Here is a 23,864-nt window from a genome sequence, read left to right as displayed (position 1 = left end):
CCGCAGTGGCGCTGACCGACCGCTTCCCGAGGCACATCTTCACCAGCAGGGGGTGGGGACTGCTGGTGGCGGGTATGGTCTTCCTGCTGGCAGCCCAGGTGATGGGTCGCCGGGACCTGCTGGCGTTGGCAGTCCTGTTGCTTGTCCTGCCGCTGCTCTCGCTAGCCGGAACCCGGCTGCTCAAGCCCAACTTCAGCGTCTACCGGGAGTTCACCCCCGCCAGCGTGGAAGCTGCGGCCACCACCACCGTCCGGTTGGCTGTCGCCCGGACAGGCGTCGGCTCCGGCCACGCGCTGATGGAAGAGCACCTGCCCGCCCGTTTCGGCGAATCCCCCGTTTTCCGATTTCCGGCGCGTTCGGCAGCAGGCGGGAGCAGCCGCTACGAATACCATTTGCGCTCCGGAAAACGCGGCCAGTTCCTGATCGGGCCGGTCACGGCTGAGTTCAGCGACCCCTTCGGCCTCTCCCTGCACCGCCACGCCATCGACGAAGGCGCCATCCTCACTGTGACCCCGGCCGCCGTCGAACTTCCCGTCACGGGACTCGCCGGCGCCAGGGGGCACGACGGCGTTACCGCCACGCGCGTCCGGGGCAACCCGAGCGACGACGACGTGATGACCCGGGAATACCGGCATGGTGATCCGATGCGCCGGGTGCACTGGGCGGCTACGGCACGCCACGGGGAGCTGATGGTCCGGCAGGAGGAATCGGTCACCACTCCGGAGGCGACGATCATCATGGACCAGCGGCTGCAGGCCTTTAGCCGTGGCGCCTTTTCGGCCGGCACCACATCCTCTGCCCGCCACCCGTTCGGCGGTCCGCGCGGAGCGGATGGCTACCGGAGTGGACACGGCGGCGCCGCTGCCGGGGACGGGCGGGAACTCCTGACCAGCGACGCCTTCGAATGGGCCGTGACGGCCGCGGTATCCATCGGCGCCCATCTCGCCGAACGCAATTACGCGCTGCGCTTCCTCGATGCCACCGGCGAGCCCGCCTTCCGGAATTCACCGTCCGCGCCCGAGCCGGAGGCTGAAGAGTACCTCGGCGAGTCGGGGCTGCAGTCCATCGCCGAGAGCCTGGCCGCGATCCAGCTCACCGGCCCGCACCCCAACCGCCGGGACGAAACCGCGGGTGCGGCCCCGAGGCTTCCCGGCCGCAGGTATCCGTCGGCACCCGAAGCCGGCCCGCAGCCGTTCGACGACCGGCTGCTGGACAAGCTGGCCGCGCACCGGATGCGGGGGCCGGTGCTGGCCATCCTCGGACACCTCACGCCGGCCGAGGCCAGGTCACTGGCCCCGGCGGCCGGCTTTGCGGCAAACGCGTTTGCACTGGTGATCACCGGCCGTGCCGGGCAGCCCCAGGAAGCGCTCGAAATCCTCCGGCTCGGCGGCTGGCGGACAGTGCCGGTCTCCCCCTCGACGCCGCTGCCCGCAGCGTGGACGGCCTTCGACGAGGACGGTGCCACGTCACCGCCGGCCATGGCCGCTGATCTGGGACGTGGTACGGGGGTCCGGCGATGACCCTGACACCGCAGCGAAATACCGGCGCACCGGCCGGCGGTTCCGGGGTGGCCGCGGCGCACGGGCCGGATTCGGCCGCCCGTCGGTTTCCCCCGGCCAACCAGACGCCGCGGCCTGGAGCGGGCGCACAGCCATGGCTGATGGCCCTCGCGGTGGCAGTCGCCGTCGCAGGTGCGGCGCTCAGCCTCAACGGGGTGCTGCGGGGATGGTCCTGGTTCTCCCCCGTACTGTCCACGGTTTTCGCCGTGGCCTTTACGATGGCCGGGCTCCGCACGCTCCGCTGGCGCAGCGCCGTCGTGACGGCCGGTTCGCTGGCGGCACTGGTGCTGGTACTGACGTTTACCTTTTTCCGTGCGCAAAGCATCGCCGGCTTTATCCCCTCGGACACCACTGTGACGCAGCTGGGGCGGTACGTGCGCCGGGCCAGCGAGACGGTTCTGTCCGAAAGTGCCCCGGTGGCTCCGAATGCGGGCATCGTCCTGGTGGTGTGCGCCGCCCTGGGATTGATGGTGATCCTGGTCGATGCCCTCGCCTATCCGCTGCGGTTGCCGGCCACCAGCGGGCTCGGGATCCTTGCCATCCTTATCGTTCCCGCCATGATCAAGCCGCAGAGCGTCGGCGCGCTGGGCTTCGCGGCGGCAGCGGCCGGCTACCTGATGATTCTGGGGTGCAGCCACTGGTTCACGCCCGACCCGCGCACCGGGGCGGACACCGTCCGCAGCTCTGGGCAGTTACGGCGCGGCTCCCTGACTGCCGCGGTTGCGCTGACCGTTACGCTCCTGGCCCAGGTGGTGATTCCGGGTTTCGACCAGGGGACGTTCCCGCAGGGCTCGCGGCTGAATCCTTTCGGTCCGGCTTCGGGACTGAACCCCATGATCAGCCTGGGCAACAGCCTCCGCAGCCCCGCCGGTGACGGCCGGATCACCTTTGCCACCAATGCGTCCAGCACGCCGTACCTGAGGTCCGTGACGGTCGACAGTTTCGACGGCGACAACTGGACACCGGATGACCGCGCCGAAACGCGCCGGCTCGGCACGGGGAGGATCGAATCGGGCCTCGAATCCGCCGCAGCCGAAGTCAGGGTGGTCACCGCGGTGAACACCGGACAGTTCACCAGCCCCTACCTGCCGGCGCCGTACGCGCCGGAGGCAGTGAACGGCCTCACCGGCCGCTGGAGCTGGGATCCTGCCACGCTGAGTATCAAAGGTGTTGACACGAACTCCCGCGACCAGCAGTACGTAGTGCTCTCCGCCGCGCCCCAGCTCACCCCGGATCTGCTGGCGCAGTCCGGTGGGCCGGTGCTGGGAATCCCCGAGGAGTTCACCCGAGAGCCGGCGAACGTTCCGGAAATCGTGCGCACCACCGCCGACGCTGTGACCGCCGGAAACAACACCGCCTATGCCCGGGCCATCGCCATCCAGCGCTACCTGCGTTCCGCAGAGTTCACCTATTCGCTGCAGTCCCCGGTCCAGGGCGGGTATGACGGCAACGGCCTGTCTGTCCTGGCTGACTTCCTGACCCAGAAAAGCGGGTACTGCATCCATTTCGCCTCGGCCATGGCCGTGATGGCACGGTTGGAAGGCATCCCCAGCCGGATTGCGGTCGGTTACGCGCCGGGCCGGCCCACCGGGGCCACTGTGTCGATCGGAGGCCAAGGCGCCCTGCCGGAATATGAGGTCGACGCCCGCGACGCCCATGCGTGGCCCGAACTCTATTTCCAGGGCCTTGGCTGGGTCCCCTTCGAACCCACCCCCTCGCGCGGAGTCGTTCCCGCCTACGCCAGGGACAGCTCGGCCCCCGGCGGCGCCAGTACCAATGAAAATAACGACGGCCTCATTCCAAGCTCGAACCCCAGCACGTCACCGGTGCCCACTGTGGCTTCGCTGCCGCTGCCGGACGCCGCCGCCGGGGCGGGCGCGGCAAGCGTGTTGGTGCCAGCGCTCTACGGCACCGGCGCGTTGCTTGTCCTGGTGCTGTTGCTGGCCTCACCGCAACTGGCCCGCGGCGCCGTGCGGCGCCGCCGATTGAACGGTTCCGGGGGCGGCACGGCGGCAGCGCTGCAGGCTTGGGCAGAATTGCGCGATCTCAGCACGGATTACGGCCTGCCGCCGCAGACCAGCGAGACTCCGCGGCATTTCTCAGCCAGGCTGCGGTCCTCGGGTGCACTGGGAGAGCCAGAGGGCATCGATGCGGACGGCCACATCGCCGTCAGGTCCCTGACGGCCGACTTCGAACGCCGTCGCTACGGCCGCCCGCCCGCCGGGAACGACGGTGACGTCGTCCCTGCCCGCCCCGCAAGCCCTGCCGGCAACGGGAGCCCGGCCGGCAACGGGAGTCCGGCCGGCAACGGGAGTCCGGCCGGCGGAACCAGCCAGGACGGCAGCGCCGCAAGCTCCGCTGCTCCCCTCATTTTGGCCGTCCGGACGTCCCTGCGCGCCCACGCGGGACCGCTGGCGCGCTGGCGCGCGGTCTGGCTGCCGCCTTCCATCCTGGGTCTCTGGCGGCGAGCCGCGGCGGCGCCTTTTCACGCCAGCCGCCGGACAGCACAACGCACCCGGCACGGCATCGCACGGGCCTGGTTGGGGACCCGTGAAGCGCTGCGCCGGGTGCGTTGGCTGCGCCGGAGCTGAAGCGTCCCGGCCAGCGGACGTGGTACTAGCCGGCGTACGGGTCGGCGATGCCGATGTACTGGGTGTAGAGGTATTCCTCGATGCCTTCCAGGCCGCCTTCGCGGCCCAGGCCGGACTGCTTGACCCCGCCGAAGGGTGCAGCCGCGTTGGAGACGACGCCGGCGTTCAGGCCCAGCATGCCGGTCTCCAGGCGTTCGCCCATCCTGATGCCCCGGTTGAGGTCCTTGGTAAAGACATAGGCCACCAAGCCGTACTCGGTGTTGTTCGCGAGGCGGACGGCCTCGTCCTCGGTGTCGAAGGTGATGATCGGGGCGACGGGTCCGAAGATTTCCTCGGACAGGATCCGGGTGCCCTCGGTGACGCCCTTGAGGATGGTGGGCTGGTAAAAGTATCCCGGACCCTCGACGGCGGCGCCGCCGATCACTGTGACCGCACCGGCCGCCACGGCATCGGAGACCAATTCGTGGACCTTGTCCCGGCTCTTCGCATCGATCAGCGGGCCGACCTTGGAGTCGGCTTCCGTACCGCGGGCAGTGGTCATATCCGCCATCGTCGCGGCGAACTTCTCTGCGAACTCGTCGGCGACGGACTCGTGCACAATGAACCGGTTAGCGGCCGTGCAGGCCTCGCCCATGTTGCGCAGCTTCGCCAGCATCGCCCCGGTGACGGCTGCGTCGACGTCGGCGTCCTCGAAGACCACAAACGGGGCGTTGCCGCCGAGCTCCATCGAGGTCCGCAACACGTTTTCGGAGGCATCGGCGAGCAGCCGGCGGCCAACTTCAGTGGAGCCGGTGAAGGAAAGCTTCCGGAGCCGGGAATCCTTGATCAGCGGACCGGTCGTGGCCCCGGCAGTGGAGGTGGGGATAACGTTCAGGACACCGGCGGGCAGCCCGGCTTCCATCATCACCGCGGCGAACAGCTGGGACGTCAGCGGCGTCAGGTTCGCGGATTTGAGCACCATCGTGCAGCCCGCGGCGACGGCGGGGGCCACCTTGCGGGTCGCCATCGCCAGCGGGAAGTTCCACGGCGTAATCAGCAGGCACGGGCCCACCGGCTTCTTCGTCACCAGCAGCCGGGACTTTCCGTCCGGGGAGACGGAGTAGCGGCCGAAGGCGCGGACAGCTTCCTCGGAGAACCAGCGCAGGAACTCCGCACCGTAAGTGACCTCGCCGCGGGCCTCGGCCAGCGGTTTGCCCATCTCCATCGTCATCAGCAACGCAAAATCATCAGCCCGTGCGGTGACCAGCTCGAAAGCCCGGCGCAGAATCTCCCCGCGCTCCCGGGCCGGGACCTTCGCCCAGGAATCCTGTGCCTCAGCCGCGGCGTCGAGGGCGGCGGCCCCGTCTTCGGGCCCGGCATCGGCAATGCTCAGCAGGACCTTGCCCGTGGCGGGGTCCTCCACGTCAAAGGTCTTGCCGGAGGCAGCCGGGCGCCACTGGCCGCCGATCAGCAGGCCGGTCGGAACAGAAGCCAGCAGGGCGCTCTCACGCTCGGCGGTAACAATGGGCTGGGTAGTTGCAGTCACGGTTGACTCCCTCGTCAGCAATTCGGTTGGATGGGTTCGGTTCAGCGCCGTTCGAAAAACCATACGCAGGGCGCTGCATTTACTGCCACGGTACTGCCGTGCTCTGGAGACTGTCTACGCTTGTCCGCACTACGCCGAGCGGGGTTCGCTGTGCAGCTGCACAGCGCTAGCCCGGGCCGGCGACAAGGGCGCTACCGGGCCGCAAGCACCGCGGAATAGAGTTCCCGCTTGCTGACCCTGGCGTCCTCCGCCACAGCCGCGACGGCCTCCTTGAGCCGGATTCCCTGCGCCATCAGCGCATTCACGTCGGCGACCAGATCTTCCGGCCGCCCCGGAGCCCGCTCCGGGGCGCCGCCCACAACGACGGCGATCTCGCCACGCACCTCGTTGGACTCGGCCCACTCGAGCAGTTCGCGCAGGGTGCCCCGGATGACTTCCTCGTAAGTCTTCGTCAGTTCCCGGCAGACCGCCGCCCGGCGGTCCGCGCCGAACCGCTCACGCAGCGCCCGAAGCATCGGTTCGAGCCGATGCGGGGCCTCAAAAAACACCATCGTGCGCCGTTCTGCGTCGAGATCCGCGAGACGCGAGGAGCGTTCGCCGGCTTTGCGGGGCAGGAAGCCCTCGAAGCAGAAGCGGTCCGTAGGCAGCCCGGAGAGCGCGAGTGCGGTGAGGACTGCTGACGGCCCGGGTGCTGCGGTGACAGTCAGGCCGGCGGCGACGGCTCCTTCGACGAGGCGGAAGCCGGGGTCCGAGACGGAGGGCATACCGGCGTCGGTCACCATCACGAGGGTCTTGCCGGCGCGTACCTGGTCAAGGAGTTCGCCGGTCTTGGCGTCCTCGTTGTGCTCGTGATAGCTGATGATCCGCCCGGAAACAGTGATCCCCAAAGTCTGCACCAGCCGGTGCAGCCGCCGGGTGTCCTCGGCGGCGACGATGTCCGCCGTTGTCAGCAGCTCGACCAGCCGGTAGGTAGCGTCCCCGGCGTTTCCGATCGGCGTTGCCGCCAACACGATCCGTCCCGGGCCGCCGGTTTGCGGTACCGGCCCCGTTCCGGGGTTTTCCCCGGGCCGGGGACCGGAGCCATCCTCGACGTCGTCCGAGCGGACCAGCTTGTCGCCGGGAGGGTTCGGGGAAATGCTGAATATAGGGTCCACACGACCAGCCTACTGCCGGGGAGCGGCGCATGGAGACGACTCCCGGTCCGTGCGCCGGGCCGGACGCCGGGCCGCAAAAGGTAGCATGGGCTTCGTGACGCAGACCCCCACGCGGACCGTAGAAGCCGGTTCCGCCGGATCGGCCCCCCCAGCCCCCCGCACCGGACGCAATCTGGAGGGGCACCGCTGGCTCAGCCGCCCGGCGGAGGCGTTTACCGTCGACGCCCTCCAGGAACGCCTGATCGGCAGCCTCCGGAGCTGGCGGGACTATCCGCCGTCGCTCCGGCTGTGGTTCTGGCTTGTCCCGTCCATCAGCGCGGCCCTGGGCGGAATTCTGCGGTTTGTCCGGCTGGATTCCCCCCGCAGCCTGGTGTTCGACGAGACCTATTACGTCAAGGACGGCTACTCGCTGTTGGTCAGCGGCTATGAACGCGCGTGGCCGGACAAAGCCAACGATTCCTTCGTCGCCGGAAATCCCCAGGTGCTGCTGGACACGCCCGAATACGTGGTCCACCCGCCGGTCGGGAAGTGGATGATTGCCGCCGGCATGTGGCTCTTTGGCCCGGACAACCCTTTCGGCTGGCGGTTCGGGGCGGCCCTGACCGGCACGCTGTCCATCTTCTTGCTGGCCCTGATCGCCCAGAAGCTTTTCCGCTCCCTGACCCTCGGAGCCGTGGCCGGTGTGCTGCTGGCGGTGGACGGACACCACCTGGTGATGTCGCGGACCTCGCTGCTGGACATCTTCCTGATGTTCTGGGTCCTTGCCGCGTTCGGCGCCCTGCTGATGGACCGCGACGACGGCCGCCGCCGGCTGGCCGTGCGGCTGGGCCGTCAGGCAGGCGCCGCCCCGGACGGACGGCCCGACCTGCTCCAGCTGGCGTCGGGCCCCTGGCTGGGGATCCGCTGGTGGCGCCTCGCCGCCGGCGTGTGCCTGGGATTGGCGGTTGGCACTAAGTGGTCCGGGCTGTTTTTCCTGGCCGGTTTTGGGCTGCTGACCGTCTTCTGGGACCTGAGCGCACGCCGGATCGCCGGAATCCACGGCTGGATCAGCGGCGGGATCCTCAAGGACGGAATCCCTGCCTTCCTGGGCATCGTCCCGGTCGCCGCACTGGTGTACACCGCCACGTGGACCGGGTGGTTCCTGTCCAAGGACGCCTACTTTCGGAACTGGGCCGCGGCCGTGCCCTCGGCGGAATGGGGCTGGCTGCCCAACGCCGTCCGGTCGCTGGCGCACTACCATCTGGAGGCCTACAGGTTCCACCAGGGCCTCAGCTCGGAGCACCCGTACGAGGCCAGCGCCTGGAGCTGGCTGGTGCTCGGCCGGCCCACGTCCTTCTTCTACGAATCCCCCAAACCGGGCAGTCCCGGCTGCGATACCGCCAGCTGCACAACGGCAATCCTGTCGGTGGGCAACCCTGTGATCTGGTGGGGCGCCGCCGTCTGCCTTGGTGTGCTTCTCTTCTGGTGGGCCGGGCGGCGGGACTGGCGTGCCGGGGCCGTGCTCGCGGCCGTGGGCGCCGGCTACCTCCCCTGGTTCCTCTACCCGGAACGAACCATGTTCTACTTCTACGCCGTGTCCTTCGAGCCCTTCCTGGTGCTGGCCCTCGTCTACTGTCTGGGGCTTGTCCTGGGCCAGCGCACGGATCCGCTGTGGCGCCGTCGTTCCGGACTGTACCTCGTGACCCTCTTTGTGGTCACGGCGATCGTCGTCTCGGCCTTCTTCTATCCCGTCTGGACCGCCGAGACCATCACCTACCAGGATTGGCGGTTCCGGATGTGGATGCCGTCCTGGATCTAGGGCAGGATTGCAGGTGACGTCCACCGGCACCAGGCGGACCCGGAACGGAGACATGGCTGTGAGAGAAGCAAGCACCGGACTGCTGGTCAACCTCGACCCGGGGAGCAACGTAACCGACCTGCTGCTGGCACAGCATGCCAAGGATCCCGTGCATGCGCTCTACTCCCGCAAAGGACCGGCCGGTTGGGCCGACGTCTCCGCAACGCAGTTCCTGGACCAGGTCCGGGCACTGGCCAAGGGCCTGATCGCCGGCGGCATCACTCCCGGCGAAACGGTAGCGGTGATGTCCGGCACCCGCTACGAGTGGACCGTGGTGGACTTTGCCGTCTGGTTCGCCGGCGGCGTCCCCGTTCCCATCTACGAGACGTCCTCGGCCAGCCAGATCGAATGGATCCTGCACGACTCCGGGGCCCGGCGGGTCTTCGCGGAGAACGAGCTCCGGGCGGGGCTTGTGCGTGAGGTCCTGGACAGCTCAGCGGTGCTCGGCGACGCGGTGCTGCCCGTAGTGCGGATGGACTACGACGGCGACGCCCCTAACCTTGCCAGCCTGGCGGCGGCAGGCAGCGGGGTTGGCGACGCCGAACTCGAACAGCACCGGACCGCGGCCGGCCTTGCCGACGTCGCGTCACTCGTCTACACCTCCGGAACGACGGGCCGGCCCAAAGGCTGCGAAATCACCCACGGAAACTTCGCCCTCGTCGCCAAGAACATCGTGCCGTTCCTGCCCGAGATCCTCTTGCAGCCCCGCACCCGGACCCTGATGTTCCTGCCGCTGGCCCATGTCCTGGCCCGCGCAGTCCAGGTGATCTGCCTGAGCGCAGGAACCACACTCGGACACACCGCCAGCGCCAAGGAACTGCTCGCGGACCTGGCCAGCTTCAAACCGACCTTCCTGCTTGTTGTGCCCCGAATCTTCGAGAAGATCTACGCCGGGGCCGCCCACAAGGCGGCCGTGGCCGGGAAGGAACGCCTGTTCCTGGCTGCCGCCGCCGTCGCGGTGGACTACTCAAAACAACTCGACGCCGCGGCCCGGGGCGAGGGAACCGGGCCCGGGCTGGTGATCCGGGCCAAGCACGCCCTCTTTGACCGGCTGCTGTACCCCAAACTGCGGCAGGCATTCGGCGGACAGTTGGGCTACACGGTTTCGGGAGCCAGCCCGCTGAGCCCCCACGACGCGCACTTCTTCCGGGGCGCAGGAGTCCCTGTCCTGGAAGGCTACGGCCTCACCGAAACGACGGCACCCTGTACGGCCAACACTCCGACCCGGACCAAGGTGGGGACGGTTGGCATACCGGTACCCGGAACCACCATCCGGGTCGCCGAAGACGGCGAGATCCTGGTCAAGGGCATCGGCGTCTTCAAGGGTTACCACAACAACGCCGCGGCCAACGCGGAGGCGTTTGTGGACGGGTTTTTCCGCACCGGCGACCTGGGGTCACTGGACGCGGACGGCTTCCTGACCATCACCGGCAGGAAAAAGGATCTGCTGGTGACCGCCGGCGGCAAAAACGTCGCCCCCGGGCCGCTTGAGGAAAAGATCCGCGAACACGAATTGGTTCTGCAGGCTGTGGTGATCGGCGACGGCAGGCCCTTCGTATCAGCCCTGATCAACCTGGACCCGGAGGGCCTGGAAAACTGGTGCGCCGCCCACAAGGTTCCGGCGATGAGCACCGCCGTGGCCCGCGGCAGCGATCTGGTCCGGGTGGCCCTGCAGAGCGCCGTGGACGACGCGAATGCCCTGGTTTCCCAGGCCGAGTCCATCCGCAGTTTCGTGGTCCTGGACGCCGACTTTACGGTGGAGTCCGGTCACCTGACACCGTCCCTGAAGCTCAAGCGCGCCGCCGTTGTGCGTGACTTCCAAGCGCAGATTAACGGCATCTACGGCTAACACCGCAGGATCGGCCCCGGATGCAGGAAAGCGGCCGGCACCATGGGTGCCAGCCGCTTGCCGTGCCTGTCCGGAGTCGCCGGCCAGTGCCGCTACCCGGTGCTGGAGCTTCCCCGCGCGGGGGTGTCCAGGGTTCCGGCGCCGGCTGTCCCGGCCGCAGCGGCGCCGTGCGGGGCGGCGGAACGCGGGACAGAGCCTCCGGCAGCCGAATCAGCGGCAGCTTCTTGAGCGGCTGATGCGGCGTCGGCTGGTGCATCGGCCTTATCGGCTTTGTTCCGGCGGAAGAGCGACCGCTTGGGCTTGTCCGCTTCGCTGGCAGGGTTCGCTTCGCCGGCAAGGTTCGCTTCGCCGGTAAGCTTCGCCGGGGCGCCAGGGACACCATCGCCGGAGGCAGTCTTCGCGCCCACCGCCGCGTCCGGCTCCGCGTTCTTGGCGCCGCGTTTCGGCAGTCCCCGGCGCTTGCGGGTCGGCCAGGTAAGGATCAAGGTGAGGAGCGAGACGATCAGCACCAGGGCGGCGATCACGATCCCGCCGTCGACCCAGAACTGGGCCGGGAAAAGCCTGATCAGGGTGTCCTGCAACGAGAAGGTCCAGGTGCCGCTGGCAAAGAAAACACTGTGGAATTCGGTGAAGAACTGTTCCCAGCCGAGCGCACCCAGCACGCCGAGGCTGGTGACGATAACGAGGGAGATGATGGAACCTGCAAACAAGCCACGCCGAACCCCGCCGGCCGTGCGGCGGCGCAAATAGATCACGGCGATCAGGCTCAGCAGGATCAGCAGGGCACCGGCGCCGAAGGCCGAAAGGATCACAAGCTTGACGTCGGCCATGTGGCTGACCTCGCCGTCCCGGAAGAGCTTGTCGCCGCCGCGGTGGACCAGTTCGCCGAGGTAGCGGGGTCCGGCCCAGTTGCTCAGGTAGTCCACGGCGTAGGAGCCGTAGGTCAAGCGGTCATCGGTGCTGAAGCCGTAGCCGTCGCCCGGGAAGCCGGGGCGGTTGTACTCCACCCAGAGGAACAGCGGGCTGGCGATCGCCCGAACGGCCAGGACCAGCAGAATGACCGGGAAGCACACGGCGAGCAGGACCTGCATCACCCGCGGCGCCACGGGCTTGGCGTTCGCCGCGTGTTCCCGCTCGGCGTTTCGGCGCTGCACCTCTTCCTCCGGGGGCCGGAGCTGCAGCGCCGAAGTGGGCAGCGGCTCGCTGAAGTGCGAGCCCTGGCCACGCGGGGACGGTTCGACGGCGGCTTCGGCAGCTTTGCGGTCGGCGCGGGTTCCGGCCTGGCGGCGCTCCGAAGCTACTGCCACCGGAGTTGCTGCCACGGGCGTGGTGGCCGCGGCCACCGTGGTGCCGGCGGCAGCCACCGGGGTGCGGTCAACGGCTGCTGAAGAACGCTGTTCCGCGGACTTTGGCTTCATCCAGTCGAACGCCGGCTCGTCAGAGTCATCGGCCGGATCCAGCGGCGGATCCTGTCGGTTCGGAGGGGTGGGACTTGAGTCAGTCACTGCAGCTTCGCTTCCGTAGGCGGCCGCGCCGCCGGGCTCGGCCCGGCAACGCTACATATCTGCCTCCGAGCCTACCGCCCGCGCCCGGCTGCGGGCGAGATGCCACCCCGAACGGGACGGGGTTTCGACGGAACGGCTACTCAGGCTGCAGGGCCGGTGCCCGCCGGTTTCCGGGCCGGCCCGTCAGCGTTTGGCGTACTGGGCCCAGGGGATGTTCCAGTCGCCGAAGCCTTCGAGCGGTTCCACGGCCGGGGCACCCGTATTGAGGGTCTGGACGACGTCGCCGGTCTTCATGTTGTTAAAGAACCAAGCGGCGTCAGCCGGGAGCAACCCAACACATCCGTGCGAGACGTTGTACTTGCCCACCGCACCCCACGCCGACTCTAGGGCCTGGTGGACGTACACCCCGGAGCTTGTCAACCGGTTCGCGTACTCCACCGTCAGCGGAGGATAGTAGCCCTTGTCGCCGGGCTTCAGCCCGATGCTGCCGGCATTGAACTTGGAGTTGCGTTCCTGCTCCATGATCACGGCGAACCCGGTGGGCGAGAGCCACTCAGCATCGCCCAGCGTAACCGGAGCGGTCCTGACCAGCTGGCCGTCGAAATAGACGTTCATCGTTTTGGTGATGTCATCAACAACTGCCAGACGCTGCGGGCCAACCTTAAACGAGACCTTGGTGTCGGCGTTGCCGATCATCTTGTTGCCGAAGTCGACGCCGAAAAGTGACAGGTCCACGGTAATCTCGCTGTTGGCGGCCCAGAACGCCTCGGGGCGGATCCTGACGCGCCGGTCCGAATACCAGCGCCACGCCACCGCCTGGCCGGAGGACGACGTGACGGTGACGGCCTGCTCCAATGCCTCCTTGTTCAGCACAGGTTCGCTGAAGACGATCTCGATGGGCTGGCCCGCGCCGACGGTGCTGCCGCCGAGCGGATACACGGCGGCGTCCGCCTCATTGGCCCGGGCAACCGTCGCGAAGGTCTGCGCCTTTTTAGTTTCACGGCCGGCCTGGTCGACAATCGTGAACCTGTACCTGTACTGCGTGTCGAATTCAAGCGGGTCCGCGGCCGTCCAGGTGGACCCGTCCGGGCTCGTGGTACCCGGGATGCCGCCGCCGCCGGAGGCACGCTCGAGCACAACGTCAGTTACCGTGCCGTTGATTGCTTTGACGGACGTGGGTGCAGCGGGGTTGACGGCTTTGGCCCCGTCGCTCGGAGTCACGCCGAGCTCCACGGCTTTTACCACCGGTGCCGCGAGTCCGGCGACGTTTCGCATCGGGGCTGCCGCCTCTGAGGGCATTTCCGCTTCGGCCCTGCCGGGCCCCGCAGCGATGCCAATGCCGCCGGCTCCGACTACAGCGCAAACTGCCAGCACGGCCAGCATCTTGCCGCTTTTACTGCCAACTGGCAGCCGGCGGACCTGGTGCCCGCCGCGTCCGCGCGGCGCTGCCCGGCGCCTCAAGACCTTGCCCATGCCCTGCTCCCCCAAAGATAATCCTGCCGCCACCGGTCAATCGCTGGCGGGCGTTCGCTCAGTTCGCGTACTCCGCCCAGGGAATGTTCCAGTCCCCGTAGCCGTCGTCTACGGCGGCAAAGTCGCCGTCGGTGTTGACCACCTGGACAACGTCACCGGTTGTCATGTTCTCGAAGACCCACTTTGCGCCGTCGGGCCCCAGTCCGATGCAGCCGTGCGAGAGGTTGGCGACGCCAAGATAGGGCATCGCGGAATCCGTGGCCTGATGGATGAACTCACCGCTCGGGGTCAGGCGTGTGGCGTAGTTGACGTCGAGCTGGCCGTAGTAAGCCGGGTCCCCCGGCTTCAGGCCGATCGTGGACGCATCCATGTGCTCCACGCGGTACTTCTCCATAAACACAAGGTATCCGCGGGCCGACGGGAACCGGGTGTCGCCCATGGTCGCGGGCCACTGGCCGAGCTGCTGGTCGTTGACGCTGGCCGTAAAGGTGTGCGCGGTCGCGTCCGCAATGGCGACCTTCTTGTCGCCGATGTGGACGGTGACCTTTTTGTTGAAGTTACCGATCTGCCCGTTGCCGAGGTCGACGCCGAAGAGCTGCATGTCCATCGTGATGGTGCTGTTTGCGGTCCAGAAGTTTTCCGGTCGGTACCTGACCATGGTGTTGCTGAACCAGTGGAAGTCACCGGCCTGACCGGAGGTGGAGCTGATCTTGATGGCCTTTTCGACGGCGTCCCGGTTCAGGACTGGCTCGCTGAAGGTAATTTGCAGCGGTTGCGCCACGCCCACTTTCATCCCGTCCAGCGGGTAGATGGCAGCGTCGGCCTCGTTGGCGGTGGAGACGGTGGTGAAGCTCCGCGTCGAGGTGTCCTTGCGGCCGGCTGCGTCCACCACGGAGAAGGTGTAGTTATAGCGGGTGTTGAACTTCAGCGCGGCGGCTGCCGTCCAGCCGGTGCCGTCAGCGCTCAGGGTTCCATCGACGGCGTCGCCGGATGCGCTCGTCAGGGACACTCGGTCGATGTGGCCGTTGCTGACCTTGAGGGTCACCGGCGCGGCGGGGTTCACCTGTTTGGCCCCGTTCGCGGGCGCAACGTTCAACTCCGCGGGCGCCACCACCGGGAAAGCGAGTCCCGGCGTCGAGCGTTCCGGCGAAGCGGCCTCGGAAGCGAAGGATGCATGGGCCAATCCGGGCCCCGCAGCGAACACTCCGCCGGCCGCGGCAAGCGCGCAGACCGCACCGATCACGGCAAGCTTGCGGCCGGTGCTCCGGCTTCTCGGGGCGTTCAAAATACTCGGTTCCTTCCAGACGTTACCTAGAAAGCATAAATGACTTTCCTGCCGGCCCCGCCCTCGGCTCCGCCACGATCAGGTCACGAAGAAGGCCCCGAACGGACGTCCGGAGCCTTCTTCTCAGTCATCTGCCGTTGCTGCGCCCTGGTGAAACGGCGCCGGCCCGGTCCTAGTAGCGGTAGTGGTCCGGCTTGTACGGACCGGAAACCGTAAGGTCCAGGTATTCGGCCTGCTCCTTTGACAGTTCGGTGAGTTCGACGCCCAGGGCGCCGAGGTGAAGCCGCGCCACCTTCTCGTCGAGGATCTTGGGCAGCACGTAAACCTGCTTGTTGTACTCCCGCTCCTCTGCCGGCTGGTCCCGCTTGGTGAAAAGCTCGATCTGCGCGATGGTCTGGTTGGCGAAGGAGTTGCTCATCACAAAGGACGGGTGCCCGGTGGCGTTCCCGAGGTTCAGCAGGCGGCCTTCGGACAGCACGATGATGGAGCGCTCATCCGCGGTCCCGGCGTCGAGCACCCACTCGTGGACCTGGGGCTTGATCTCGACCTTTGTGATGCCCGGGATCCGGGCGAGTCCGGCCATGTCGATCTCGTTGTCAAAGTGGCCGATGTTGCCGACGATGGCTTTGTCCCGCATCCCGGCCATGTGCTCGGCCATGATGACGTCTTTGTTGCCAGTGGTGGTGATGAAGATGTGGCCCTCGGCCAGCACGGATTCCAGTTTCGCGACCTGGTAGCCGTCCATTGCGGCCTGCAGCGCGCAGATCGGGTCGATTTCGGTGACGATGACGCGTGAACCCTGGCCCCTGAACGCCTCGGCTGCACCCTTGCCCACGTCCCCGTAGCCGCAGACGACGGCGACCTTGCCGCCCATCAGCACGTCGGTGGCGCGGTTGATGCCGTCCGGGAGGGAGTGGCGGATGCCGTACTTGTTATCGAATTTGCTTTTGGTGACGGAGTCATTGACGTTGATGGCCGGGAACAGCAGTTTTCCCTGCTCCGCAAGCTGGTAGAGGCGGTGCACGCCGGTCGTGGTTTCCTCGGTGACACCCAGCAGCCGCGAGCCGATCCGGGTCCATTTCTGCGGATCGGCCTGCAGCGAAGCGCGCAGCACCTCAAGGAAGACGCGGCCCTCCTCGGACTCGTCGTCAGCGGTGGCCGGGACAGCGCCGAGCGCTTCGAAGTCGACGCCCTTGTGGACCAGCATGGTGGCGTCGCCACCGTCGTCGAGAATCATGTTCGGTCCAAGATCCGGGTTGCTGTCCGCGCCGGGCCAGGTGAGGATCTGCTCGGCAGTCCACCAGTATTCCTCGAGCGTCTCGCCCTTCCAGGCGAACACGGGAACACCCTGCGGATCCTCAGCGGTTCCGGTGCCGACCACCACGGCTGCGGCAGCTTCATCCTGGGTCGAAAAGATGTTGCAGGAAGCCCAGCGGACCTCGGCGCCAAGCGCCGTGAGCGTCTCGATCAGCACGGCCGTCTGCACCGTCATGTGCAGGGACCCGGCGATCCGGGCACCCTTGAGCGGCTGGCTCGCGCCGAATTCCTCGCGCAGGGACATCAGGCCGGGCATCTCGTGCTCCGCGAGGCGGATCTGGTGACGGCCGGCCTCGGCCAGGGAAATGTCCGCAATCTTGTAATCGAGAGTCATCTGAATCCTTTGTTGTGGCCGGCGGGCAGGTCCTGGACCTGGCCGCCTGTGAAGTCGATAGTTGTGCTTATCGGTGGCTGAAAAGTACTTCGGTGCCGAACGTCAATACGATGGGGCTGGAGGCTAAGTGTCCGCGGGCCCGGAAGCGGCGGTGGAAAGGCCTGCGGCCGGCTGGCCGCCGTCGTGCTGGGAAGCCGGGGCAGCAGCGGCGGCCGGCAGCAATTCCGGCGGCAGCAACAGGGGGATGCCATCCTCGATCGCGTAGCGCAGTTTTTCCCCGTCGGGACCGGCCGCGGTGGTGACGAGTTCCTCGCCGTCCTGTACCAGCGGGGAACCTGTTACGGGGCATCTCAGGACAGACAACAGTTCGGGACTGATCTTCGGCATGGTGAACGCTCCCTGGTGGGCGCCGCAGCAGACGCGGCTAGCTTACGGATTTTGCAGTTCCCAGCCTACCGCCAGTTGCGCACTAGGAAGGTTCCCGCAGCACACGCAGATGCCCCCGGCGGGTGCCCTCGGAGCCGGCCGGAGCTTCCAGTGCCGGATGGACGCCGCGCCGGCTTTGCCCCGGTTCCGGTGCGGCCGGCCGGGAGGCCGCCTCCCGGACGGCGTTGGCAAGGGCGAGGAGGTCATCTGGACCGGGCCCTGCCGGGGTAGCCGGCATAGCCAGCCGCAACACTTCCCAGCCGCGCGGGACGGTCAGGGACCCGGCATGCTGTTCACACAAGTCGTAACAGTGCGGCTCGGCATAGGTTGCCAGTGGTCCCAGGACGGCCGTGGAGTCGGCGTACACGTACGTCAAAGTGGCCACCGCTGAATTGCGGCAGGCTGACCTTGAACAAAGACGAATGGCACCCACGACATCACAGACTACTCCCCCGGACCGGGAGGGGGCGCCCGGCACGCTGACGGCGGGTCGGGCGCCCGTGTCGCGTAAACCTTTCGCCGGGTTTAGAGTCGAGATATGCAGTCATCGCACCACGATCCGGGTTTTACGGTCCGCTTGGCTGAAAGCGACTCCGGACGTTCCGACGCCGGGTCCACAGCAGGCGCTTCCGGGCGCGCCGCGCCGGCGCGGGGCTTCCGCCAGCGGCGGAGGAACCGGCACGGCCGGGGGCTCCGCGGGGAGCTTATGCTGCCCACACTGCCCGGCTACCGGACCCGTTCGGATCGCTTCGACGACTTCGTCCTCGACTCAGCGGAGCGGCTCCATGACATTTGGGGCAAACCGCTGGACGGTGTCCGTTTCGCCGTCGATGAGATTCCGCCGGGCCTGGAACAGATCGTGGCGGAGCGCACTCCCGCACCCATGGGGTCCTGCTCCCCCGCTACGGCGGAGGAGGGGCCGGTCATCACCTTGTACCGGCGGGTAGTCGAACATGCCTGCGCGAGCCGCGAGGAACTTCAGGACCTGGTCCATGACGTTGTGGTGGAGTACACGGCAGAGATGCTCGGCGTTCCGCCCGAGTCACTGGACCCGGTCTACCGACGCCGATACTAGTTGGCCGCCGGGGTTCGCTGCGGCGGCCTCCTGGCCAGGGTGTGGTCAGTACCCGAGGGTGACAGGCACCTGCTCCTGGCCCGCGGCCCCCGGGGCAATGGTAATCGTTGAGACGTCCTGCCTGCCGTCCTGCTGCAGCAGCACCGCGCCATAGGCGGGATCGCCCGCGGCGGACACGAGGTAGCCAACAACCTTTGCGCCGTCGGCCTCGTCCGGGACCCTGATGGAGGCCGTGGTGCCGCCGGCGATGTCAGCGGAACCGGCCGTACGGATCTTCCCGTCCGCAGTAATCGGGGAGTAGGAAATGGTGGCCCGCCCCTCGGGAGCCCCGAATATGAGGAAGCGGTCGCCTGCGCCGGGGACCGGAACAACGTGTTGGCTTCCCAGCCGCGCCGAGGCCGCCGACCAGGCGAAGTCGGCAGCGTCTTCGGCCTTGAGGCCCCGCGTGACGCGGGCTGCCGCGGTGAACGATACGTCCGAAGCGACCGCCACCGTATAGGGACCGGCCGGCACGCCGGCGAGTGGGACCTGGGTGACTGATCCGGCCTTCGCCGTGACCACCCCGCCGCCGGGAAGGGCCTTCTGGCCGTCCCGGCCGAACAGCTTAATGGCGACAACGGCGTCGGCGGACCCCGGCACCGTGATTTGCAGCGCCGGGCCGGCGTCTGCGAAACCGGGCTTGGCGGTCAGGGCTGCCACAGCTGCGCGATCCTGGATGTCGACGCCGGAGATCACCTGGCGCTGGGCCGGGGCCGCAGCGGGGACAATGAATTCCACACCGCCTGGGGTCAGCCCGCGCAGAACGCTCTGCTGGATGACAGCAGCCACGGGTCCGCCGGCGCTGCGCACCCGGACGCTGAGCTGTTCCTGTCCCGGCGCGAGTCCTGCCAGGATGACGGAGCGTGTAGTTCCCGGCGCGACCAGGAGCCCGCGGCTGCCCGGGGCCTGGAGGGGGCCCTTGGCTCCGAAGAGGTCGAGGCTGACAGTGGCCGGGCTGCTCGAAGCGTTGCTCAGCTTAAGGACCGCCGTGCGGCCCAATGCGGTGTTCGCCCCGACGAGCCAGAGATCGTTGGCGGGCTGCTGGCACGCTGCGGCTGCCGCCCCGCGGAGGTCCCCGTCCCCTGCCGTGTAGCTCATCACAGCTCCCGCGGAGGGCTGCAGGCCGCCTTCGGCGTCAGCGCTGAGGACGCTGACGTCATCAACTCCGCGCTGGGACACCACCCCGGCCACGGGCGCGGCATTGGCCGGCCTGGTTGGTGCGGGGGCAGGGCTTTCGGCCGCCGCCGTGGTCTTGGCAAGCTCCACCAGCGTGCTCCCGGTGAGCGCGGCGAGCCTGCTGCCGGGCAGGGCACCGGTGCCGGATGCCAGCACAATGGCGCTGACGTCGGTTTTGGCGGTCGCAGAGACAGGACTGAATTGCGGGTCAGTACCGATGGGTGCGCCGTCAAGCAGCCTGGCCGGGCCCGGGCAGACACCGACGCTGTTGCCTGCCGGGACGGCCGTCAGGGGGGCCGCGATGGGGCGGCTGCCGGCGGGCCCCTGCGGGGCAAGCGCCGTGGCGGCCACAAGTCCGCCGCCGGCAGCGACGAGCGCTATGGCGGCGAGCACGCCGCCCAGCCGCCGGACGCGCACAGCAGCAGCCGCCCGCTCGCCGCGCGACCCGAGTGTCCTTCGCTTGGCGCGGGCCAGCTTGGCGGGTGTGCCCGCCGTCCCAGCAGGCTCGCCTGCTGGGACGGCGGGCTTCCCGTCGGTGTGCAGGGCGTCCGGGGCTTTGTTCACCGGGTAGTCGTCGTTAGGGATCAAGACGTTCCTTACGCAGGGAGCCTTCGTCCCGGGAGAGGCCGGTGTTTGGCCGGCGGGCAGGCATGGGGATGGCAAGAAGGGCTGTCAGTCCAATGATGACGGCCTGGGCAACCCCGGCCCAGAGCGCCCAAGGTGCTTCGTAGCGGACACTTAGCTGCCCGCCCTGGGCCGGCAAGGTGAAGGCCTGCGCCCAGCCCGAAGTGGTGGCGGTGAGGCGGCGGCCGTCGAGCCAGGCACTCCAGCCCGGATCGGCGCGTTCGGCCAGCACCACCAGCCGGCCTTCCGGACCGGCGGCGACCGCAGCGTCGGCGGACACGGCGCGGGACGGGACCAGAGCGACTGTGGCGCCTGCGCCATCAACGATCCGCACCCGGTGGGCTACGTCGGCGGCCTGGATTACCGGCTGGTTCAGCGGGCTTATACGCCACAGCCAGCCGACGTCGGTTTTGCCGACGGAGACGAGTCCGGGGACGGCATCCATCCGGCTGGCTGTCAGTTGCGCCGCGGTATCGTCTGCCCTGAGGACCACGAAGCCAACGCCGAGCCGTTCAAGGTCGCCGCGGGGGTCCACGCCCTGGGCTGCGACGATGGTGGCTACAACCTTGCGGACGGACGCCACAACGGCGTCGTCGTCACGGGCGGTCTCCTGCCCCGGCGCACCCATGATCGGGCGCGCAGTGGCGATGGTGGACAGGGCATCGAGGGTGGTGCCGGCACCACGCATCAGTGCGGCGTCGAACGTGCCGTTATCGCCGGTGGAAATGACCAGGCTTCGAGTCTGTTCCGGCCCCTCGCCGCGGTCGATTGCCGTTGCCGGCAGGACCCGGGACGCTGCGGGCTGCACCAGCCGGCGAACGCCAAGTGAAGCCGTGGCCGGCGAATCAGCCGGTCCGGCGCCAGGACCAGCCGCGGCCAGGGTGGATTGTGAGAGGACGTTTTGCGTGGCCCACACGGTGAGGCCGGCCGCGGGTCCGGCCAGCAGGAGGACCATGGCCACGGCCGCGGTGACCCGGGTCGTGACCTTGCGGCCCACCGTTGCGGCGGCCGCGCGGTCGGCGGTGTCCAGCAGGCCCGCCGCGCCGATCAGCGCCGACGCCAGCAGGGCGAAGCCTGCCGCCGACACGGCGGGGCCCGTAAAGGGGGTGACCAGGACGTTGGTACCGGCGCCGGTGGCGAGCTGGCTGCTGAGCCAGCCGCCGGCCAGCAAAAGCAGCGCCGCGGCCCAAAGGGCCCGCGCGATCCGCGGCGGGCGGCCGGGGAGGAACAGCGCAGCAACGGCCAAGGCCAGCACCGGCAGCCCCACCAGCAGGGCAAGCAGGAGCGCCCACGGCACAGCAAAACCAGCGCCGAAGAGCGGCAGGCCGGTGAGCCCGCCGTCGGCTGCGAAGCGCAGCGGCTGGCCGAGGAACTGCTGCCACAGGGGTGCGGCGTCAAAGGCCAGCGGCACGCCGGGGTCGGCGAGCAGTGCGCGGGGCCGGTCAAGGGTGGAGGCCAGGAACGGTACGAATAGGGCGAGGCTTGGCAACAGCGCCCACCAGACGGTCCGTCCGCGACGGCCCGGAAGAGCTCCGCACAGCGCCACGAGGGCGATGCCGGGCACCAGCAGCGAAGGGGCTGCCGCTGTGCAGGCCGCCAAGGCCAGGCCGGCAGCAGCGGCGGCGGTCCAGGACGGGGTGCCGTTGATGCCGGGCTTGGCTGGCGGCAGCTCGGTGAAGCGCCGCTCGCCTGGGGCCGGAACGGCGTAGCGCCCGCGTCCCGCGGCGGTTCCGGTGGCCCGCAGCAGGGCCAACACCAGCACCGGCATCAGGACGTGGACCACCAGGGCCCCAACGCGGCCCTGGTTGAGCGCCACCTGCAGGGCGGGTGCTCCGGCCCACACGAGGGCTGCCGCGAGCCGGAGGCGGCGGCGCTGCGTCAGGGCACCGGCAGCAAACCAGGCTCCGAGGGCGGAAAGGGGCATGGCCAGGATCAGCAGCGAACCCAGCGCGGTGTTGGCGTTGCCGGCGCCGAGCACGCCGAGGACCCAGAGGAGGTACCCGAAGGGATCGCCATGGCCGGGAACCCCCGGGCCGAGGCTGATCCACCAGCCGGCGGCGTGGTCCCAGATCTCACCCAGCCGCTGCGAGACGGGGATCATCGCGCCGCCGGAGACGGCTTCGGCCCGGAAGAGGCTGAGCAGCCCGGTCAGGGAGGCTGCGGTGGCAATCAGGATGGCGAGAAGCGCGCCGTTGCCCACCCAGCCGCGCTCGGAGGTAGTGAGCGCGGCGAAGTCGTCGTCCGAGTCGCCGGTGGGCTGTTCGGCCAGCGGATCATTCGCCGCCAGGGCGTCCGCTGAATCGTCCGCGCCGAGGGCTTCCATCAGTGAGCGGCGGTGCGCCCACACTTCGCGGCGCGGTGTCTGCAGACCCTTAATCACAGAACGCCGGATGCGGCGGGACCGGCCAGCACTGCGCCGCCCGCGGACCACGGCAGCGGGCCGGCCAAGCGCAGCAAACGTTGCCAGGAGTTGGGAAAAACCGTGGCCCGGATCCTTGACCGCAATACTCAGGACTACTTTGAAAATGCTCCCCAGCAGGGCACCGGCTGCATGCAGCGGCACCTTCCATACCGGGGCGTGCTTGAGCCGCAGATACACCTGCGCCTTGCGCGCCGCCTTCGCATTGCCCAGGGCATGCGGGCGGTGCGAGACGTGGAACATTTTGGCACCCGGCACAACGACTACCCGGTGCCCGGCGAGCCGGTTGCGCCAGCAGAAGTCAACGTCGTCGCCGCTGCCGGGCAGGGCCGGATCGAAGCCGCCGAGGTCCTCCCAGACGTCGCGGCGGACCAGCATCCCCGCGGAATTGACGGCAAACGTGTCGCTGCGGCCATCATATTGGCCTTGGTCGAGCTCGTCGGCGTCGATCAGGGTCAGCCGTTCGGCCCAGCGGCTGGTGGAGAGCCCAACGTCGATCAGCCGCCGCTCGGAGTGCCAGTCCAGCTGCTTGCAGCCGGCAACCGTGACGGACGGTGCACGTTCCACGGCCTGGAGCAGCTCGGCCAGGGCTTCCGGAGCCGGGGCAGCGTCGTCATGCAGCAGCCAGATCCATTCGGCCGGCGCCGCCTTGGACGTGCCGCGGCCGTCCCAGGGGTCGAGCGCGGCGAGGCCAGCCTGCACGGCCGCGCCCATGCCGCTGCGGGCCTGCTGATAGACGGTGACGTTGGCGGTGCCGAGAGCCTGTTGGAGGAGGGTCGCCGATTGGTCGCGGGAGCCGGTGTCGACACCGATACAGGCGTCTGCGGGCCGGGTCTGGGCTGCCAGTGCCGCGAGGGTCCTGGGGAGAAAGTCACCGCCGTCGTGGGAAACCACAACGGCGGTGACTCGTACTTCCTGAAGAATTAGATCGCTCGCTTCCTAAGCCGGCGCCGCTCGCGCTCGGAGAGGCCACCCCAGATTCCGAAACGCTCGTCGTTCGACAGAGCGTATTCGAGGCACTGCGAGCGGACGTTGCACGCCCCGCAGACCTTCTTGGCGTCGCGTGTGGAGCCGCCCTTCTCGGGGAAGAATGCCTCCGGGTCCGTCTGGGCGCAGAGCGCGTCCGTCTGCCAGCCCAGCTCGCCTTCATCGTCGAAGTCCTGCTGGGAGGGCAGTCCGATCCACACCGGCTGCGTGGTGGTGCCGGCATGGAGGGTCTGAAGTTCCATCGGGGGATCGTGAAGATCGTTTTCCTGGTCCGGTCCGGACAGGAGTTCATCGTGCGCCGCAAGGAAGGCAGTCGCCTGGTCCTGCAGCGGGTCTTTGGCCCGTTCGTTGTAACGGTCCGCAGCGTCCGGATCGGCCGGATCGACGTACCAGTCGCTCGGTACACCTCGTGAACGGTACGTGGCCGTGGCCTGCCCAGCAACGACGGCCTGTTCATGGATACGCTCTGCTAGCCCCATTGGCGTTTCCTTTCTGGTTTTGCGGCCCTTGCCTGTCCCGTTGACACTCGGCTCGAGTACGGGATTCAGCGCTTTGGCCTTCGATACCTAATTACACGTGTGTAAGTATCCGGTAGTCAAGCCACGCCGGGGATAATAATCACTTTCCTACCTGAACGCCGGGCACGCCACGCGAGTAATTTTTTGGCATCAGCCCGCTGATTACGCGGA

15 protein-coding genes and 1 pseudogene are annotated in these 23,864 nt (G+C 68.3%); 5 read left to right on the top strand and 11 right to left on the bottom strand.

What is annotated here, in order from left to right; translation table 11 throughout:
• Positions 1–5: 5 nt before the first annotated feature.
• The gene (locus tag QI450_RS03240; protein ID WP_226773595.1) at positions 6–1,520 is read left to right on the top strand and encodes a DUF58 domain-containing protein; all 1,515 of its coding nucleotides are present in this window, start codon (positions 6–8) and stop codon (positions 1,518–1,520) included.
• A complete protein-coding gene (locus QI450_RS03235) occupies positions 1,517–4,150 on the top strand; it encodes a DUF3488 and transglutaminase-like domain-containing protein (RefSeq protein WP_226773596.1) in 2,634 nt (877 codons plus the stop codon). Before QI450_RS03240 ends, QI450_RS03235 begins: the two co-directional genes overlap by 4 nt.
• A 25-nt stretch (positions 4,151–4,175) precedes the next feature.
• On the opposite strand, the gene QI450_RS03230 is transcribed toward QI450_RS03235, so the two are convergent.
• Both QI450_RS03230 and rsmI read right to left on the bottom strand, forming a co-directional pair.
• On the bottom strand, positions 4,176–5,675 hold the full coding sequence (locus tag QI450_RS03230) for an NAD-dependent succinate-semialdehyde dehydrogenase (protein ID WP_226773597.1): 1,500 nt from the start codon (positions 5,673–5,675) through the stop codon (positions 4,176–4,178).
• 191 nt (positions 5,676–5,866) lie between these two features.
• Positions 5,867–6,688, bottom strand: coding sequence for a 16S rRNA (cytidine(1402)-2'-O)-methyltransferase (gene rsmI, locus QI450_RS03225; protein ID WP_226773619.1), 822 nt, complete (start codon positions 6,686–6,688; stop codon positions 5,867–5,869).
• 226 nt (positions 6,689–6,914) lie between these two features.
• On the opposite strand from rsmI, the gene QI450_RS03220 reads away from it, so the two are divergent.
• A complete protein-coding gene (locus tag QI450_RS03220) occupies positions 6,915–8,627 on the top strand; it encodes a phospholipid carrier-dependent glycosyltransferase (RefSeq protein WP_226773598.1) in 1,713 nt (570 codons plus the stop codon).
• Between the two features lie 58 nt (positions 8,628–8,685).
• Positions 8,686–10,515, top strand: a complete 1,830-nt coding sequence (locus QI450_RS03215) for an AMP-dependent synthetase/ligase (RefSeq protein WP_226773620.1) — start codon at positions 8,686–8,688, stop codon at positions 10,513–10,515.
• 446 nt (positions 10,516–10,961) lie between these two features.
• Here QI450_RS03215 and QI450_RS03210 read toward each other — a convergent pair.
• The 6 genes and pseudogenes from QI450_RS03210 to QI450_RS03185 all read right to left on the bottom strand — a co-directional run.
• A pseudogene (locus QI450_RS03210) lies at positions 10,962–12,020 on the bottom strand (TIGR01906 family membrane protein); the annotation flags it as partial.
• 183 nt (positions 12,021–12,203) lie between these two features.
• Positions 12,204–13,403, bottom strand: coding sequence for an Ig-like domain-containing protein (locus QI450_RS03205; RefSeq protein WP_226773621.1), 1,200 nt, complete (start codon positions 13,401–13,403; stop codon positions 12,204–12,206).
• A 148-nt stretch (positions 13,404–13,551) separates the two neighbouring features.
• Positions 13,552–14,778 (bottom strand): Ig-like domain-containing protein, encoded by a 1,227-nt coding sequence (locus tag QI450_RS03200; RefSeq protein ID WP_226773599.1) that lies wholly within the window; start codon positions 14,776–14,778, stop codon positions 13,552–13,554.
• 172 nt (positions 14,779–14,950) lie between these two features.
• Positions 14,951–16,429, bottom strand: coding sequence for an adenosylhomocysteinase (gene ahcY / locus QI450_RS03195; RefSeq protein ID WP_226773600.1), 1,479 nt, complete (start codon positions 16,427–16,429; stop codon positions 14,951–14,953).
• A gap of 123 nt (positions 16,430–16,552) precedes the next feature.
• A complete protein-coding gene (locus tag QI450_RS03190) occupies positions 16,553–16,816 on the bottom strand; it encodes a Trm112 family protein (protein ID WP_226773601.1) in 264 nt (87 codons plus the stop codon).
• An 82-nt stretch (positions 16,817–16,898) separates the two neighbouring features.
• Complete coding sequence (locus tag QI450_RS03185; protein ID WP_226773602.1) at positions 16,899–17,288, bottom strand: DUF3499 domain-containing protein; 390 nt, start codon at positions 17,286–17,288, stop codon at positions 16,899–16,901.
• Positions 17,289–17,393: 105 nt separating this feature from the next.
• On the opposite strand from QI450_RS03185, the gene QI450_RS03180 reads away from it, so the two are divergent.
• Positions 17,394–17,930, top strand: a complete 537-nt coding sequence (locus tag QI450_RS03180; protein WP_226773603.1) for a metallopeptidase family protein — start codon at positions 17,394–17,396, stop codon at positions 17,928–17,930.
• 45 nt (positions 17,931–17,975) lie between these two features.
• Here QI450_RS03180 and QI450_RS03175 read toward each other — a convergent pair whose 3' ends face one another.
• The 3 genes from QI450_RS03175 to QI450_RS03165 are packed head-to-tail and all read right to left on the bottom strand — an operon-like array spanning position 17,976 to position 23,654.
• Positions 17,976–19,733 (bottom strand): DUF5719 family protein, encoded by a 1,758-nt coding sequence (locus QI450_RS03175; protein WP_226773604.1) that lies wholly within the window; start codon positions 19,731–19,733, stop codon positions 17,976–17,978.
• Positions 19,723–23,112: a glycosyltransferase family 2 protein gene (locus QI450_RS03170; protein WP_348994532.1), complete on the bottom strand. Its 3,390-nt coding sequence runs from the start codon at positions 23,110–23,112 to the stop codon at positions 19,723–19,725. The genes QI450_RS03175 and QI450_RS03170 overlap by 11 nt, the downstream gene beginning before the upstream one ends.
• Positions 23,112–23,654 carry a WhiB family transcriptional regulator gene (locus tag QI450_RS03165; RefSeq protein ID WP_256446544.1) on the bottom strand — a complete coding sequence of 181 codons (543 nt, stop codon included), beginning with the start codon at positions 23,652–23,654 and terminating at the stop codon, positions 23,112–23,114. Before QI450_RS03165 ends, QI450_RS03170 begins: the two co-directional genes overlap by 1 nt.
• Positions 23,655–23,864: the final 210 nt, after the last annotated feature.

Origin of the sequence: Arthrobacter sp. EM1 (assembly GCF_029964055.1) — a bacterium.
Lineage (GTDB): Bacteria > Actinomycetota > Actinomycetes > Actinomycetales > Micrococcaceae > Arthrobacter.
The sequence above is the reverse complement of the archived record's forward strand: the minus strand, read 5'-3'. Positions and strand labels throughout refer to the sequence as shown.

Excerpts from the sequence above, each read along its gene's own strand:
- QI450_RS03205 (WP_226773621.1), bottom strand. The coding sequence starts at position 13,403 with ATGCTGGCCGTGCTGGCAGTTTGCGCTGTAGTCGGAGCCGGCGGCATT.
- QI450_RS03165 (WP_256446544.1), bottom strand. The coding sequence starts at position 23,654 with ATGGGGCTAGCAGAGCGTATCCATGAACAGGCCGTCGTTGCTGGGCAG.
- QI450_RS03190 (WP_226773601.1), bottom strand. The coding sequence starts at position 16,816 with ATGCCGAAGATCAGTCCCGAACTGTTGTCTGTCCTGAGATGCCCCGTA.
- QI450_RS03180 (WP_226773603.1), top strand. The coding sequence starts at position 17,394 with ATGCAGTCATCGCACCACGATCCGGGTTTTACGGTCCGCTTGGCTGAA.
- QI450_RS03235 (WP_226773596.1), top strand. The coding sequence starts at position 1,517 with ATGACCCTGACACCGCAGCGAAATACCGGCGCACCGGCCGGCGGTTCC.
- ahcY (WP_226773600.1), bottom strand. The coding sequence starts at position 16,429 with ATGACTCTCGATTACAAGATTGCGGACATTTCCCTGGCCGAGGCCGGC.
- QI450_RS03220 (WP_226773598.1), top strand. The coding sequence starts at position 6,915 with ATGGGCTTCGTGACGCAGACCCCCACGCGGACCGTAGAAGCCGGTTCC.